Source organism: Vibrio sinensis, assembly GCF_003605645.1.
Classification (GTDB): Bacteria; Pseudomonadota; Gammaproteobacteria; order Enterobacterales; family Vibrionaceae; genus Vibrio; species Vibrio sinensis.
In genome coordinates, this window is the sequence record NZ_QVMU01000006.1 from 132,189 (window position 1) to 148,697 (window position 16,509).

Consider the following 16,509-nt stretch of genomic DNA (forward strand, 5'->3'; position numbering starts at 1 on the left):
CTTGGCGTAAACCGCGCTTGGAGTAAGACAACTTCAATAAACATGGGGGCATTTGGAGCCAAAAATGCTGAAACAAAGCCGAATTTTAGTGGTAGAAGACAACATTGAGTTGCAAGGTACGATTGCTGATTTTCTTGAAATAAAAGAAGCGATTGCCGACTTTGCAATCGATGGAGAGCAAGGGTTTAAACTCGCTAGCCAACACGAATTCGATGTCATCATCCTAGATGTCATGCTACCCAAACTAGATGGCATTCAAGTGGCAGAAAAGCTTCGTCAAAATGGTATTTCTACACCGATTTTGATGTTAACTGCTCTAAATGGTCAGCAAGACTTACTCAACAGTTTTGACTCTGGCGCAGATGATTTCGTCACTAAACCTTTTCAATTTCTGGAACTAGAAGCTCGTTTGAATGCTTTAGTTAAAAGAAACAAAGGGTTAGTCGCAAAAAAAACGCTCCAGTATGGCCACATTGTCATTGATGAGAAAGCCCACACCGCGACAAGAGATGGAGAAGCACTCAATCTCTCTCCGATTTTGTTTCAGATTCTCCAAGCGCTAGTCAAAGCACAAGGTGAAATCGTCTCGCGAGATAGCATGATTTATTTACTTTGGGGCGATGAAATCCCTGACAAAGACGTTTTACGCAGTCATATCTATCTGCTCCGAAATATACTGGATAAACCTTTTGAATTTTCGATGCTGAAAACGGTACCTAAGTATGGTTTTCAATTGGTTTTACCCAATAAACAATCAACCTAGACGTGAGTCACTCCAATTATGATATTTTTCTCTAAGCTAGGAAACTCCATTGAAGATGTTAGAATCCGTGCAATGCGCACTTTTGCATTGGTCGCATTGGTTTCTTCATTTTTCGTCTTTTTTGCGTTCTCGATTCGACTTGTTTGGCAAGAAGAAGCACAAATGGAAGAACACTTAAAATCATTCAAAGGGGTTGCGGAACAGTTCTACAAACTTTCGCCAAAATCCAGTCTAGCTCTATCAGAACACGTCACCGTCTATTATGGTGAGGCTGATTTTACTGACCAACTACAGAGAATAACTCCCATTCCTGTCGATAGCGTTAACCGCTTACGCTACGAATTTCGTATCAGTGATGATCAATTTCTTCATGCGGGTATTGTTGCCTACCATTTTGCTTTTGAGTATCAGGGGAAATTGATTCAAACCTACATCACCATCAGTTCATTCAATATGGATTTATGGGATGACAGTTGGGATGGGTTGATGTTGATCTCAACGTTGCTAATGATATTTTTAATTGTGGTATTGCGCTTCACTCTTAAACGCGTGGTCGACCAAATCATGTCACCAATTACAGAATTGAGTAGCCAACTACGCAATCATCAATCAGAACAATTTTATATTCCGCCACACTCCGTCGATGAATTAGCTCAACTTACAGCCCATCTCAATAGCTACTCAACGATGAAAGACCGTTTAGCCAAACAAGAGTTAATGTTTGCAAAGTACGCCAGTCATGAACTAAAAACACCTATCGCAATTATCCTGAGTGCAGCAGAGTTACAAGCGATGAAACCTCAAGACAGTGATTTTCAGGCAAAGCAACGTGAGCGTATTTTAATTGCAGTCAAAGGGATGAGAAATACCGTTGAAGCACTGCTCAATATCGTTAAACAAGAAAATGCCTCAACAGAGAGATCATTCACGCCCATCGATGCTTCTTCTATTGATCTTGAAAAATACCAAGCCATGCTTGCCGATGGTGTAACACTCAGTTTAGACGTTGCCCCTAATACACAAGTGAATATGCCACTGACGTTAGTCGAAATGGTACTGAAAAACTACATCGAAAACGCAATTCGCTTTACACCATCAGGAGAAATTGCAGTAACAATCAGTTCCGATACTATCTCTGTATCTGACACGGGTTGCGGCATCACAAGTAAAAGTAAAACGGAGCACGGTCTCGGGCTTATCATCGTTGAGCGAATTGGAAAAAGCTATGGTTGGACTTCGACACTCAACAATCGAACAGATCAAACCGCTAAGCATGTACAATCTGGCTGTGTTGCGCTGTTTGTGCGAGAGAATCCCACCGCTTAGATAACAGCCCATCAGATAATTTATTAACAGTGAGGTGGTAAGCATTTACCTCACTGGCAACTTCGTCTTTGCTTTTACCTGGCCGAAAGCGAAGCTTGATTCAATAGAAGCAATATTGGGCAGACGAGTTAATTGCTTACGAATAAACTGCTCGTAGCTTTTGAGCGATTCACTCACCACATGCAATAGGTAGTCATGATTGCCCGTCATCAAAAAGCATTCCAATACTTCATCAATCATTTCAATGTGATGCTCAAAATCTCGCATATTTTCTTCTGTCGGCTTTTCGAGTTTCACCAACACAAAAACATTGATAGGCAGTCCACACGCTTCTTGGTCAACACTGGCATGATAGCCACGAATCACCCCTTGTTTCTCTAATGACCGAACTCGGCGTAAACATGGCGATGGCGACAACGCCACTCGATCTGCTAACTCTTGATTAGTCAGCCGCGCGTTGCTTTGTAGCTCCGCTAGTATTTTTTTGTCGATCTCATCCATTAGCATTTTCCATCAACATAAGAATATTCTGAGCAATATTATTGCTCACAGTAGACAATTAACTTCTCAAATCGCAATCTTTAACGTTTTTATAACACTAAAATTAAAGGAGGTACAATAACGGACGCAACTTTGGATGGAACTATGAATACCTCAACTCAACTTAGCCCGCTGCGTAAAACGACCAAACACGAAAAAGCAGAAGCCCTTGCCATCGAGCAGGCAAAACACTTTGGTATCGACCCAAACAGCGACTACGGCACCACACTGATTGAATTAGCGACGACACTGTACAAAGCCAATACTAAAACACACGACCTTTGGGCTTTAACCGTTGATGGACTTTCTGAGCTCGATAAAAGCGATCGAATCGCCTGGTTTAACGCCAAGCGTTTTTTGTCATTCCAGATCGCTAAGATCCTCGACAACCTGCAAAACCCGATGCGCGCTACTTACCAATCCATTGCCACCAATAATGGCAATTTTGCCTCTAAAGGTGCGTATCCTATTTTCGATAATGTTGCAGCTATATTCTCAGCTAGCCCGGTCATTACACGCACCGCGACCTATTTGTTTGCATGTACAGAATGGATTGAAGACGCGTTCAACGGTAAAGAGCCATTGCACGATATTTATTCTCGACTTCTGAACCCAACATCGATTTCACTGGCTAACCATATGGTTGACCTTGAGGCTGGCTCTAGAGCCAACGAGTACCTCGCATGGAACTTTAACTCCGGTATGGCAGCTATCGATGGGTTGTTAAGCCATTTACTTGGACATGAAGACATTGTCTTAGCCTCACGCAACATTTACGGCGGTTCCTACCAGCTGTTGGAAGATTGGTTTGGCAAGCCCTCTAACCTGAATGTCGCAGTAGAATGGGTCGATGGCTATTCTGGTGATGAGTTCGCGGCTCGCCTTGATGAGGTTGCTGAGAAATACGCTGATCGCCTCGCTGCCGGTAAGAAAATCTACGTTTACCTAGAGTCCCCGTGTAACCCGCATGGCTATGTCTTAGATGTTGCCAGCATCAGTAAAGCTGCTCACCATCGAGGCTGGGACGTGATTGTTGACTCGACAGTCGGTACCCCGTTGCTGCATCCAGTACTAAAACGCGATGATGTGATGGAAAGACCCGATTATGTCATTCATTCCTACACTAAAGAGCTGGCGGGTTCAGGCACCACAACGGCCGGGGTCGTCATCGGTCGCAACGAGACCATGTTTATTCCAAAAGGAGAAACGATCACATTCACTAAACCCAACGGTAATGAGGTCACTATTCCATGGAACGAAACGCTATTTTGGAATGTGTACTATATTAAAGGCGCATTCTTAGACGCAGATAAAGCGTTTGAGGTGCTCAATGGTATGAAAACTTATGAGATGCGTGTGGTGCAAAAAACCATCAACACCCTGACTCTCGCTAAGATCTTTGATGCTCACCCTGATATCAATGTATCGTGTCCTGCTCTGCCAGACAGTGATAACTATGAACACTGCCAGAACAACATGTATTTAGGGTTACCTGCGGCACTTTTTACCATAGATATGGAAGGCAACGGCAATCGTGCGCCAATCAATCGTGATGGGTTCAAACAGTTCTTTGACATGCTTGAGCCTGCTATTGGTATGCAAGTGAGTCTAGGGCAAACCAACACAGTTGCGTTGTGTCCGGCACTCACAACTCACTCAGAACTCAGCGACGACGCGCTAAATGAAGCCGGTATCAAACCGACCACTATGCGTATCTCTATTGGCTTGGAAGATCCTCGCATGTTCATTGCTCATATTGTAGAGGCCGCCAAATTATCCATCGACTGTAAACATGTCGATTTCTCATCCAGCTTCCCTAGTGATGACAGTATCGATGAAATCTATATGCAAACTTATATGGATGTACACGGGAGGTTCGTTAAAAGTTTGCCGAAGTTCAGTCAGCTTAGTCAGTAAATGAACTGAGTAAGGAAAATCACCGAACTAAGCCACTTAACTAAGCTACTTAACTAAGCTACTGGGCTTAGTGAGAAAAAAGGCATCCCGCCGATTCAATATTCGATGGGATGCTTCTCTTTTCAGACGTTTTTTTCGTTTTTCGTAGAGCACACAGGTTGAGAAAAGCGTTAATGATGGTGTTTCTGAACAAAAACGTCATTCAAGTTGGTCTAGTAAATGTCTGGAAATGGCACAGAATTAGCGCCGTTAGCAACTAAATGTCTACTATGTTGCTCCCTGATAGTGATAAAATCCCCGCCCTAGAATTACCGAGAAACTAGGTATTTATAATTAATGTTTATCCATCATGTGAACGGCATCGACTGGCTGGTGATTACAGCTTTTGAAGAACTGAAAACTATGTTTATCGAAGAAGCCGGTGCGATTCCCCGTTGCTTCTCTGCCACCAGCGAATTGAGCCTGATTGATCAAGCCAAGCGCACATATGGATATTTGCCTAGACTCAGCGGGGTGATCACCGATACCGGCACTTTTCAAAGTAAAGATAACGAAGAGGATTTTCACCCACAGCTTGCCTGCCTAGTTGAAGGGCGTGGCCGGGTGTTTATCTATCACGGCGGCTTTGTAGCTTTTGTGGGTGACGATCAAACCTTTATTACCCGAATAGACTAAAAATTATTCAGTAGTTACTCTTTGGCAAGGCAAAGAGTGGCAGGACCGCTTACAGTAAGGGCGAAGAAATCAGCAGAGTGATAAGCGGGATATACCAACTCAGTTAGCTGCAACCAAAAACAAAAAAGGCGAACCCATTCGATTCGCCTTGCGTCAATTAACCAAAATTTCTATTTCAACGGCTCGTTATCCGGTAACGCGCTATGAATCCAAAGTGCTAGCCTGTGCTTGATATTCGCGCCATCAAGCTTACTTTCAGGTAGTGGCGTGATCTGTTTGGCATCAACCAAAAATAGATAAATCGCTTTTACTCTTAGCGGTTGTGGTGATTGCGGAAGGTCAAAACCTTGCATTTTTGCCATCTTCCCGCCAATCTCAAGTGCCTTTTTAACCAGTTTATCTTCGTTATGAAGCTTGGTGCTTTTTGACATTAATAGAATCCTCTTCTTCACTTGCACTTAGAATACCTTAACTGTCACAAGCCGCGTGTTAGTAAGCTCTCAGTTTGGACTATATTCCATCACCCAGCGCGTTTGGTTAGGTCCAAAGTAATCTGCTTCTTCCGCAATTTTACTAAAGCCAAGTGATTGATATAGACGCAGCGCCGCAGGATTTTCAGGGTCAAGAACTAGCAGGGACACACATCCCAATGTAACCAAAGTATGGTTTGGTGATAGCCTCGTTGGCGGTTGGGATGTTTAGTATTGCAGTTGTTATTTAGTCTTTTATTCTGAGGAGGTTAAACACCACTTGGGATTGACTATGACTACAGCCAGAAAACAACAGATATCTGTGGATGCCACGCCGTATTACCACTGTGTTTCTCGCTGCGTGAGGCGCTGTTTCTTATGTGGGATTGACCCATACACAGAGCAAAGTTTTGAGCATCGCCGCGAGTGGATAAAGCAAAAGCTATATGCGCTCTCACAAGTCTACTGTATAGACATTTGTGCTTATGCGATTATGAGCAACCACTACCATCTGGTGGTGCATATCAATCGAGACAAAGCGCAAACCCTTTCTAATCATGATGTTGTTGAACGCTGGCAACAAGAGCATAATCTCCCCAGCCTAGTCTCGCGCTGGTTATCAGGGCTATTAACCAGTGATGCCGAAATCGAAGCTTGTCTGTTAATCATAGACTCGTGGCGCTCTCGCTTATGGAACCTCAGTTGGTTTATGAAAGAGCTCAATTTTGATATAGCTTGCCAAGCCAATAGAGAAGACGAATGCAAAGGGCATTTTTGGGAAAGCCGCTTTAAAAGCCAAGCTTTACTGGATGAGCAAGCACTAGCCGCCGCCATGGCGTATGTCGATTTAAACCCGTTAAGAGCAGGTATTGCCAGCACCCCAGAAACCGCAGAATATACTTCAATTCAAGCCAGATTGGCGGCATTAAACAACCAGCAAGAAACCGCTCCTTGCCTTCACCCATTTATCGGTAATCCAACCAACGAAAGACTAGACGGCATTCCATTTCGGTTAATGGATTATATCGAACTGGTAGACTGGACTGCGCGCCAGTTTCGAGAGAACAAAGCATCTTTAAATTCTACTAATCCGCCGATACTGCAACGGCTCAACCTAAACCAACGCAATTGGCTCAAAGCCTGTACCGAACTGGAAAGAAAACGCAGCACAGCGGTAGGTTGCATCGGCACAATAGAGCGAGCCAGACGTAGCTTAAACAAAAAACGGATACATTTATTTCGTTTAGATGGTTAACTCGCGGCAGTTTGTTCTTTCGTATAATTGCCAACCCAGCGAATGATGATATTCGTTTAGCTTCGCTCGTTTAAACCTCACTCCAACCTCACAACATTTAGCTGTTATCGTACTTTTTCACCAGATTGACTAGAACGCTGAAAGCTTTCGAAGTCTCGCCATGGTTGTTTCCTTACAACGAGTGTCCTTGCTTTTATCTCGTCTAATTTGTCTATTAGAATGTGTGTCCGTCTAATTGTATGCGTCTAATTTGCTGTTATAAATGAGTATTAAATTGTATTTTTATGACAATTTTTCGCCCGCTCCCCAAAGTTTTTCCCAGGCCATTTTTTCATGAATGTCTTCAATCTTTCTTCTAGCGTTAGCTAAAACCACATCTTCTTTCTGTGGTAACATCTTTTTATTCTTATTTTTAATTATAGAAATAATAAATTCCTCAGTAAATCACTTATGTTAACTATTATGCCCATGTTTCAACACTATTAATCCAACGATTATTTTCTTTATACGCTAATAGACGACCTACAATATCTCTTAGTTCAATTCTATGAGTATACGATGGTGCAATAGAAGACGAGGATATTTTTGCTCCTCTTAGTCCTTTCATGAATACGGTTTCCGCCTTTATAGTTTTATTTGATTCATTAATGTATTTAATATTAAATGCTGACATATTTTTCTCTTTTATTCTGGGTAATAAGCACAACGAAAGACAATAAAACGTTAGCTGAAAGCTAAAGATACTTACTGTAATATTTTATTTGTGCCATTATTTATGATTATTTAATGAAAGAACTAAAATCATAGCCAGCGAAGAGTACATTAATAGGCTTTGATTTTTATATTTCGATTCATTTATTCGTTCAAATGACTTACATCATTCAAATACAATGCGGTTGTTAATCGCAGTAATGGTGTTGGTTGTAGTGGTACTTAGACTAGAGATAGTCTTATTTTAAAACAAGTCGAAAAATCCACCATTTTCGAAAGGTCTTAGAACTATAGTACTGTCGCGTCTTAAATTCATCAGAAGTAATAGCGCGAAAGTGTATGAATATATTAACGCCACGATTTTTTATTTTGTCGCTAGCGTACAATGTGCTTGGATCTTGAATTATTCAATGTGACGATGAAGCTAAGGAAAAACTGAGGATAACGACAATAACGAAGAGATTCTGAGGTTTGACTTTACTAGATGTTCATTAATAACTCTGACTTACAGAGCAAGACCTATAATACCTACTATTTATGTTTTGTAAAGAAAATAAAATATTAATTCTTAACTTTGCTATTTTTTTCCATTCAATCTTATAAACTAATTTTAGAACTGCTGTCATTGTTCACTGGGCAATTTGATAGCTTTCGTCCCGGAATTTGCTATAACGTTTGTTCCTCTCTTATTCATTCCATTAATAGTGAACTGTCATATCTTGTTGCTAAAACAAAGTAACAAAAACAACCTATGCCGAATGTTCTATAAGTGGATAAATTAGAATTTTTTTGGAACAATGAAGCTAGATAATTTTCTAACGCTAGAAGGGTGGAGACCCCAGCCACATCCCGGCACACAAGTCACTCGCTGCGGCTGCTTCCTTCCGGACCTGACCGAGTTCACGAGTTATTGTTGCGGGAGGACCAGGGCCTCCATAGAGCATCTCTGTTGTTGTTCCCAGAGAGTGAGGCGATTATCAGCCATCCCAATGAGCAATGCAAGACCATAACTCAATAAAAACCATAAAAACGTTCTAAGTGTTTATCAATTAATCAAATTCGGGAAATCGGAACAACATTTTGAAGCGCTTCATGGCGCTCTTCGCCATAACTTTTGTCTCGGCTGCGTTTATTGCTATACATCGACTGGTCCGCTTCATGTAAAACTTCTTCAAGCGTCATGATTGAATCTCGTGGCCTAGAGACACCTATCGCCAGTGATACTCCAAGTCGCACATCACGTTCTTCTGAAACGTATTCGAACTTATTCAAATTCAACAGGGTATAACTCAAATCCACATTGTCGACTTGACCAACAAGAATAAATTCATCCCCACCGATGCGATACGTCTGCCCTTTCCAGTAACGTGCACTCTGCTTAGCGATTTTTTTCAGAACCTGATCCCCCACATCATGGCCATAGGTATCATTGATCGGTTTAAAATCATTCACATCTAAATACACAAAAGTCAGGTTTGGGCTCACACCTGAACGGAAACGACGATGCAATGCTCGTCGGTTACTCAACTTAGTAAGATTGTCGGTGTTTGATTGCTTATTCAAATAAAGGCTGATAACGATTAAAAACAACAATACAAAAGCAAAAGCACCCTGGATCAACTTGGCTGATCGTTGCTCTGTTTGCAACGTCGCTTTCCAATTCGGTTGAAAATCATAGGTATTAATGATTTTCTCTGTATCTAACATTTTCAGTGCGCGACTAAATAGAGGGGCAAGTTGTTTACCTAACTCATTTTTAGTAAAACCAATCGCAATTTCAGAGGTATAAAAGGTGCCGATAAGCGTATCTTGCTCTAACGGTAACAACTGATTTGCATCTCTAAGTAGCTTGTTGTAACTAGGACGGTTGATAGCTACATAGTCAATTTCATTATTTAATAATGCATCGATTTGTTGCTGTATATTATCGTAGGAATGTAAGGTTTTTTGCGGAAGTAAGCTTCCTAAAAGCTCTTCATAAAAGTCATCTTCCACCACGCCAATACGTTCGACAATCAATTCAGATACATTGCTGTAAACATTATTTTTGTACCCCTCGCGTTTAACCATAATGCCAGCAGGAAAATAATACGGATCACTAAAGTAAGCGATGGCTTTTCGATGTTCAGAAATCGTAAGGGGCGCAATAATATCAATTTCGCCTTTGAAGAAAGAGGAATACATGTGCTCCCATGTCTCATCGGCGTCACTGACTAGAACACATTTGAGCAGTAAAATATCGCAAGCTTGAAAGAGAACATCGGCAGCGATACCAGCAACGGTTCCATCTGCGTTATACATAGCATATTGGCTTACGTTCTCTATTTTAACTCGTAAGGGAGCATAAAGGTTGGCACCGATCTGCATAGATTGCTGGCGAAGTGCTTGCTGGCGAATATCAAATTGATACTGATTAATTGATTCACGCAGTAACTTCTGTACTTCGGCTGAATGTACGTACTTTTCTATCTGTTTTAATATCAGCCGATGCTTTCCTTTAGGTGCCACAATAGAAACGGGTTTAATAGAAACCTGGTGGTTAAGTAGTTGAGCATCGAATCCAGCTAATAGCATTGGCTTTAGTTGATTTATAGCATCAACCACACCATCCACTTCCCCATTTTCTAGTAGCGATTTGGCATGTTCATGCCCGAGGTATTCAACTTGAACTATCTCTGGGTAATTCACCCGAATCAATTCACCATATATCGTGCCTTTTGGGATACCTACACGTGAAATTGACTCAAGGGTCGCATTGGTTCGGCTATAAAGGTAGGTGTATTCAATATTGGTTGGGCTAGAAAAATCGAAATACGCTGCTCGCTCATCGGTATAAGTGACATTAGCGGCAAAGTCACTTTCCATGTTTTTCACTGAGGTGAGAATCGAATCAAAACTTGGATGATAAACATAATCAACGTTAAATTGCAGATGCTCTGCCGCTGCGTCAAATAAAACGCGCGTGACAACGTCATCCGCTTCCATAGCAACCCTGAAAGTCATACTTGAAAATGCCGATGGAACCAATAGCACTGAAAATAGACAGCCCCAAAAGAACCGAATAAAACTCAACTTATCCATAACTACTTTAATGTGTTTCCATACATATGAACGAACAAGACTCCTCTAAAAAATGAATGTAACTCGAACTATCTCTTTTTAATCAATATTATTTATTAATATATCTCTGATTAAATGTATCAGCGCTTACAACATTGACAGTGTATATGCGTTATGTTGTACAAGCATTGTGCGATTTTGACATAGCTAAACAATGAATCCAATGATACGAATTCATCTTAAGCAACAAATTAGCTAAATTTCTTCATTATTTTCTACACTTCTCAAAATGTAATCAGTCATCCACGCGGTTCCAAGTAAACACAACCAGACGACAAAAACCGGCTTAGGCAATTCAGCGTTTGGGGCTAATACCAAAGCCGTAAATCCGACTGTTGGTATTGTCCAGCATAAGAGTTTCCCCCAGCGGAACGTTTTCAATTTTACGAGATTTTCCATCGTCGCCATGATACCGATAACGCACAAGGAAAACAGTGCTGCATGAATCAAACCAGCAATCCAAAATGGTAATAGCAATACTAACGCCCACCAACCATGTTTCTTTGTAGGCTTCCATTGCCTTAGTGCCCACCACCCCATAATGATCGATAGTGCCTGAATCAATGTTGTAAATCCGGTTCCACCAAGTTTCTCTCCCGATTGGGTCACCATGATTCCCACCAGCAAAGTGATCACAATAAGTGTGGTGGTTGCTATTACCCCGATACTACTGCGACGAGAAAATACCACCATTAACAATGGGAATAGAATCCACAATCCGACGGATAGTGATATGGGTTGATGAGGTAAGGTTAAGCCGTAAACCGTCACTGAACCCAGCAGCATTAATGCTGATACGCCCCAGTTAGGAATAAGCCACAAAACAGGAATAATTAAAGCCAGTATAGGGAGATCTCCCTCACTGACACTGATGACGCGAGCACAAACTGCCGCTAATAGTGTTGTCACAAAGAACTGAAAAGTTGAAAATAGCATAACCTCTCCTTATCCCTTCCGTGGAAAAAATCGAGACAGCTTTATTATGGACCAGTTTTTAATGCAAATCTTTGCGGTAATTCACCAAATTCCAGTTGGGAAAGTCGCAACTTATGGACAAATAGCTCAACTTGCAGGTTTTCCAGGGTATGCACGTCATGTGGGGAAAGCATTAGGAAACTTACCGGAGGGTAGTAAATTACCATGGTTTCGCGTCATTAATAGCCAAGGAAAAATATCGCTCAAAGGGCGTAATTTAGAAAGGCAGCGTCAGCATTTACTTAATGAGGGAGTGGAAGTGTCTGAGATAGGGAAAGTTCGTTTAAAGCTTTATTTGTGGCAACCATAAGGTTGCCACACTGAGTACGACTTAACGTACACCCACCATCATCAAGTTCAATGAACTCGTTTGCATTGGGTCAGTAATTACTGCGTTCATTGTGTCTGTCACAAAACGTAATTTACCGTCAACTTCGATACGAGCACTTACGCTATATCTGTGGTTTGCTTGAATTTCTGCGCTATTGTAAGAAAGTGAGAAATCAAATGGAACCTGAGCGCCATCGCTTTCAAACTGTTGCTTAGCAAGCACTTTAGCTGGTGCATCAGCGAGTGATACATCCTGTAGTGTCACTGTAATAACGGCGTTTGATGGAAGAGCAATACGCTCACGATACGCTAACGTACCCTCAATAGTTTTCATTGTCGGTGCGGTTGTTTGCATATCACTCACTGTTGATTGGCAGCCCATTAATGTCATTCCAAACAGCATAGACGCTGCTAGCATTAGTGCACGTTTCATAAAGTCTCTCACTGATAAAAGTTATCGCTGATTATAGTAACCGAATTGCATGTTGTCACAACAAAACGATTGTGTTGACAAAGATTTAACTGTGTCAATTCAAGGTATACTATTAAATGATATACCTAAGTGACCTCGAGTTTCTTGAGGAACAGCGTAAAATAAAATAATACAAGAACAATGGAATCCACGATGAGTAAACCGTTAGACGAACTATTAAGCCTGCTGAAACTAGAAAAACTCGAACAGGGATTATTTCGCGGCCAAAGTGAAAACCTCGGTCTACCACAAGTGTATGGTGGACAAGTCATTGGCCAAGCCCTTTCTGCAGCCCGTTATACGGTAGAACCCGATAGAACGGTACATTCATTCCATAGCTACTTTCTTTACCCTGGCGATCCTGAAAAACCGATCATTTACGATGTAGAGAATCTACGTGATGGTCGAAGTTTTAGTACTCGTCGCGTAAAAGCAATTCAAAATGGTCGCCCTATTTTCTACCTGACGGCTTCCTATCATGGTGATGAGCCAGGTTTTGAACATCAAAATACTATGCCCGATATTCCTGGCCCTGAAAACTTCGCATCGGAGTCAGAGCTAGCAGCCAGTATTGCTGATCATTTACCAGAAAAATTAAAACGTATCTTCTGCGGTGAAAAACCGATTGAAATGCGACCAGTGACCGTGGTTAATCCTCTCAAACCGAGTAAAGTTGAACCAAAGCAATATTTATGGATGAAAGCGAATGGCGATGTGCCTGACGATCAACTCATTCATCAATACCTACTTGCTTATGCGTCTGATTGGGGCTTTTTAGTCACTGCATTACATCCGCATGGTATTTCTTTAATGACACCGAAACTTCAAGTCGCCACGATTGACCATTCGATTTGGTTCCACCGCCCATTTAAAATGGATGAATGGCTGCTGTATGTGATTGAAAGCCCAACGGCAAGTAACACTCGCGGTTTAGTCCGTGGGCAAATCTATAACCGCCAAGGTGATTTGGTCGCAACGGCAGTACAAGAAGGGGTAATGCGTTTTACTCAGTAAGTTAACTGAGACATTACCAATAAGAAATGCTAAAGCTAACTTGAGTCGCGATATAACCGCGCATCTATCTAACCGACTGACTGCCTATCAGTACAGTTAGGGAGTTATATCGCCAATAATCCATAGAGGTTGCATGATGGCAACCTCTACTTATTCTAAAAGAAATCACACAGACTTATCTAATACAAAAACCATCTCCACCTGTCGATTAATCTAAATTAATTCTACAAATTCAACTTCACATGGAAAACTTTTCTCCTTTAATGGCAATTTAGAGATAATTTAGCAAAGGATTTCTCCCTATTTATCGGTAAATTATTAGTTAAACACGAAGCTCAAAAACTAATGATGGAGAGGCGCTATGAGTACTGACCACGATTGGATTAATAACGCAATTCGAAAAATTGAAGCCGATTATCAACGATCTGCCGATACCCACTTGATCAAGTTAGATCTTCTTTGTATTGATGGGATTGATATCTACTTAAAAGATGAAAGCACCCATCCAACCGGATCATTAAAGCATCGCCTTGCTCGCTCCCTTTTCTTATACGCCATCTGTAATGGTTGGGTTGGACCTGAAACGACTATCATTGAATCTTCCTCCGGCAGCACCGCAGTATCGGAAGCTTATTTCGCTCGCTTACTTGGCTTACCGTTTATCGCCGTTATGCCAAAATCTACAGCGCAGAAAAAAATAAAGATGATTGAATTCTATGGTGGCAAACCACACCTTGTTGAGCGTACTGACCAAATTTATGCTGAATCTCGCCGCTTAGCGACTGAACTCAACGGCCACTATATGGATCAGTTTACTTACGCTGAACGTGCAACAGACTGGCGCGGCAATAACAATATCGCCAACTCTATTTTTAGCCAAATGACCCATGAAAATCATCCGATTCCAACTTGGGTGGTGATGAGTGCTGGTACTGGCGGAACCTCTGCAACCATTGGTCGTTTTATTCGCTATCAAAAGCACTCAACAAAACTGTGCGTCGTGGATCCAGAATGCTCGGTATTCCATGATTATTTCAAAAGTGGCAATACCCAGTTAACTCGTGATGCAGGTAGCCGAATAGAAGGGATTGGTCGACCTCGCGTTGAGCCAAGTTTCATTCCCGGGGTGATTGATGAAATGCGTACCATTGATGATGCGGCTTCAGTCGCAACGGCCCATTGGCTAGAAAGTATTCTTGGTCGTAAAGTGGGAGCGTCTACTGGTACAAACCTATTTGGTGCATTGCAATTAGCAAGTGAAATGAAACAACGTGGTGAAGTTGGCTCGATTGTGACATTACTGTGTGACAATGGCGATCGCTACCTAGACACTTACTACAACCCAGAGTGGGTGAATACGAATATTGGCGATTTACAACCATTTTTAAGCCAGTTAGAAACCTTTCATACCACGGGTGTTCTGACCACAAATCTGAGCTAGTGCCCATCTATCTCTGAATCTAATCGAAACAACAAAAAGAAGCCACGGATGTGGCTTCTTATGTATTCGTAATTAACAACAAGCTAATTAATTACGGAGATAGTTATTTGCTATTTTTACGAGCTTCAAACGCAGCCAATTGCTCAGGTGTTGCTTCAGGCTGATGGTTTTGCTTCCACTCATCATAAGTCATACCATAAACACGTTCACGTGCATCATCAATTTCCAATGCTAGGCCTTGGTTTTCTGCCTCTGCTTTATACCATTTGCTAAAACAGTTGCGGCAAAAGCCTGCTTGAATCATTAAATCAATGTTTTGAACATCTTTGTTTTCATCAAGATGAGCCAATAAACGACGAAATACCGCCGCATCAAGTTTGTCTTGTTGTTCTTGAGGTAGGTTCTTATATTTAAATTCAGCCACTTTACTTTCCTTTTATTATTTCGTTTTCCAAAATCACTGAGAGCGAAGAAAGACAAATTCAGTATGCACCAACATCATGAAATCTCAATACAAAAACGCCCAAGCTTTCGCTTAGGCGTTTTTTATTTAATTATGCAAACCGTGTTGGTTTAACCTTGGATACCAACGATTAGCCAAGGTGCATTTGGTACTGTGAGGTCACGCTCTAGGTGCCAAATATCTTCAATGTTTTCTTCAACACCTTCCGCAGAATCACGGTAACGGCCACTAAATTGTAGGCTCAATTGTGCTTTGCTTGCATCGTGATCAGCACGAACAATCTCAGCATCAACGTACATTACGTCTGTATGTTGATCGCCATCTAGCTTCGCACGTTCAGCTTTCAAGTCTTCAAACAAGCTTGGTGAAACGTATTCTTCAATCGTTTCTAGCTGGTTGTGGTTCCAAGCTCCTTGTAGTACACGGTAGTGTTCACGTGAACCGTTCAAGAATGCCGCTTGGTCAAAGCCCGGTGGATAATTGTGTGGAATATCCGTTTGGGCACCAAAGCCACCCTGCATGTTATTTGAACCACTTGATGCTTGCGTTTCAAAGTTTTGAACATTTGGTTTTTCAAACTTAGGCGCAGAACCACCAAAAGCCGGCTGCTGGCGATTCTGATTCATACTGCTTTGCTTCGACGCGAGCACCCCTCTGATTAATTTAAAGAGTACAAACGCCACTAGGCCGATGATTAGGATATCCATAAACTGGATACCATCAAATGCACCACCGAAGAATGCAGCAAGTAAACCACCTGCTAGCAAGCCACCTAAAATACCGCCCATTAGGCCTTTTTTAGAGCTACTTGCTTTATTCGTTGCTTGATCTTTACCAATCGTATTGGTGTTCTGTTGTTGCTGTTTCGGTGCAGGTGCAGTCTTAAAGCTCTTGCCAAAAGATTTACCGCCACCAAATTTCTTTGCTTCAGCTATCGGAGTGATCGCTACCGATACCATCAACAAGGCAACAAGGGAAAACAGTCGTTTCATATTGTTCCTTAGAATTCATTCTTATAGAGTTATTACTGACATATT

The 16,509-nt window shown here is 41.7% G+C and carries 17 protein-coding genes and 1 other RNA gene; 8 read left to right on the top strand and 10 right to left on the bottom strand.

Annotated elements, in window-relative coordinates; all coding sequences use genetic code 11:
• Window positions 1–64 precede the first annotated feature (64 nt).
• On the top strand, window positions 65–763 hold the full coding sequence (locus DZ860_RS09130; RefSeq protein ID WP_120030626.1) for a response regulator transcription factor: 699 nt from the start codon (window positions 65–67) through the stop codon (window positions 761–763).
• Window positions 764–835: 72 nt separating this feature from the next.
• On the top strand, window positions 836–2,089 hold the full coding sequence (locus DZ860_RS09135; RefSeq protein ID WP_120030627.1) for a sensor histidine kinase: 1,254 nt from the start codon (window positions 836–838) through the stop codon (window positions 2,087–2,089).
• 45 nt (window positions 2,090–2,134) lie between these two features.
• On the opposite strand, the gene DZ860_RS09140 is transcribed toward DZ860_RS09135, so the two are convergent.
• The gene (locus DZ860_RS09140) at window positions 2,135–2,590 is read right to left on the bottom strand and encodes an Lrp/AsnC family transcriptional regulator (RefSeq protein WP_120030628.1); all 456 of its coding nucleotides are present in this window, start codon (window positions 2,588–2,590) and stop codon (window positions 2,135–2,137) included.
• A gap of 144 nt (window positions 2,591–2,734) precedes the next feature.
• Here DZ860_RS09140 and DZ860_RS09145 point away from each other — a divergent pair, with 144 nt between their 5' ends.
• Both DZ860_RS09145 and DZ860_RS09150 read left to right on the top strand, forming a co-directional pair.
• Entirely contained in the window at window positions 2,735–4,546 is a 1,812-nt protein-coding gene (locus DZ860_RS09145; protein ID WP_120030629.1) for a trans-sulfuration enzyme family protein, read from the top strand.
• Between the two features lie 336 nt (window positions 4,547–4,882).
• Window positions 4,883–5,221, top strand: coding sequence for a cytosolic protein (locus DZ860_RS09150; RefSeq protein ID WP_120030630.1), 339 nt, complete (start codon window positions 4,883–4,885; stop codon window positions 5,219–5,221).
• Between the two features lie 170 nt (window positions 5,222–5,391).
• Here DZ860_RS09150 and DZ860_RS09155 read toward each other — a convergent pair whose 3' ends face one another.
• Window positions 5,392–5,652 (bottom strand): DUF5062 family protein, encoded by a 261-nt coding sequence (locus DZ860_RS09155; protein ID WP_120030631.1) that lies wholly within the window; start codon window positions 5,650–5,652, stop codon window positions 5,392–5,394.
• A gap of 69 nt (window positions 5,653–5,721) precedes the next feature.
• On the bottom strand, window positions 5,722–5,862 hold the full coding sequence (locus DZ860_RS09160) for an N-acetyltransferase (protein WP_243641836.1): 141 nt from the start codon (window positions 5,860–5,862) through the stop codon (window positions 5,722–5,724).
• A gap of 121 nt (window positions 5,863–5,983) precedes the next feature.
• Here DZ860_RS09160 and DZ860_RS09165 point away from each other — a divergent pair, with 121 nt between their 5' ends.
• Complete coding sequence (locus DZ860_RS09165) at window positions 5,984–6,946, top strand: transposase (RefSeq protein ID WP_207890613.1); 963 nt, start codon at window positions 5,984–5,986, stop codon at window positions 6,944–6,946.
• A 460-nt stretch (window positions 6,947–7,406) separates the two neighbouring features.
• Here the strand turns inward: DZ860_RS09165 and DZ860_RS09170 are convergent, their stop codons facing one another.
• From DZ860_RS09170 to DZ860_RS09185, 4 genes are all read right to left on the bottom strand, one after another.
• Window positions 7,407–7,619 carry a hypothetical protein gene (locus DZ860_RS09170; protein WP_120030632.1) on the bottom strand — a complete coding sequence of 71 codons (213 nt, stop codon included), beginning with the start codon at window positions 7,617–7,619 and terminating at the stop codon, window positions 7,407–7,409.
• Between the two features lie 871 nt (window positions 7,620–8,490).
• An RNA gene (gene ffs, locus DZ860_RS09175) (signal recognition particle sRNA small type) lies at window positions 8,491–8,587 on the bottom strand.
• A 123-nt stretch (window positions 8,588–8,710) separates the two neighbouring features.
• The gene (locus DZ860_RS09180; protein ID WP_439333117.1) at window positions 8,711–10,738 is read right to left on the bottom strand and encodes a GGDEF domain-containing protein; all 2,028 of its coding nucleotides are present in this window, start codon (window positions 10,736–10,738) and stop codon (window positions 8,711–8,713) included.
• Between the two features lie 234 nt (window positions 10,739–10,972).
• Complete coding sequence (locus DZ860_RS09185; protein ID WP_120030633.1) at window positions 10,973–11,713, bottom strand: VP0952 family biofilm-associated protein; 741 nt, start codon at window positions 11,711–11,713, stop codon at window positions 10,973–10,975.
• A gap of 46 nt (window positions 11,714–11,759) precedes the next feature.
• Between DZ860_RS09185 and DZ860_RS09190 the strand changes: the two genes are divergently transcribed.
• Window positions 11,760–12,062, top strand: coding sequence for a DNA base-flipping protein (locus tag DZ860_RS09190; RefSeq protein WP_120030634.1), 303 nt, complete (start codon window positions 11,760–11,762; stop codon window positions 12,060–12,062).
• Window positions 12,063–12,083: 21 nt separating this feature from the next.
• Here the strand turns inward: DZ860_RS09190 and DZ860_RS09195 are convergent, their stop codons facing one another.
• Window positions 12,084–12,515: a YbaY family lipoprotein gene (locus tag DZ860_RS09195; protein ID WP_120030635.1), complete on the bottom strand. Its 432-nt coding sequence runs from the start codon at window positions 12,513–12,515 to the stop codon at window positions 12,084–12,086.
• Window positions 12,516–12,707: 192 nt separating this feature from the next.
• On the opposite strand from DZ860_RS09195, the gene tesB reads away from it, so the two are divergent.
• Both tesB and DZ860_RS09205 read left to right on the top strand, forming a co-directional pair.
• Window positions 12,708–13,568, top strand: coding sequence for an acyl-CoA thioesterase II (gene tesB, locus DZ860_RS09200; RefSeq protein ID WP_120030636.1), 861 nt, complete (start codon window positions 12,708–12,710; stop codon window positions 13,566–13,568).
• A gap of 361 nt (window positions 13,569–13,929) precedes the next feature.
• Window positions 13,930–15,009: a PLP-dependent cysteine synthase family protein gene (locus DZ860_RS09205; protein WP_120030637.1), complete on the top strand. Its 1,080-nt coding sequence runs from the start codon at window positions 13,930–13,932 to the stop codon at window positions 15,007–15,009.
• Window positions 15,010–15,112: 103 nt separating this feature from the next.
• Here the strand turns inward: DZ860_RS09205 and DZ860_RS09210 are convergent, their stop codons facing one another.
• Both DZ860_RS09210 and DZ860_RS09215 read right to left on the bottom strand, forming a co-directional pair.
• Window positions 15,113–15,433 (bottom strand): DUF1244 domain-containing protein, encoded by a 321-nt coding sequence (locus DZ860_RS09210; protein ID WP_120030638.1) that lies wholly within the window; start codon window positions 15,431–15,433, stop codon window positions 15,113–15,115.
• A gap of 149 nt (window positions 15,434–15,582) precedes the next feature.
• Entirely contained in the window at window positions 15,583–16,464 is an 882-nt protein-coding gene (locus DZ860_RS09215) for a Tim44 domain-containing protein (RefSeq protein ID WP_120030639.1), read from the bottom strand.
• Window positions 16,465–16,509 lie beyond the last annotated feature (45 nt).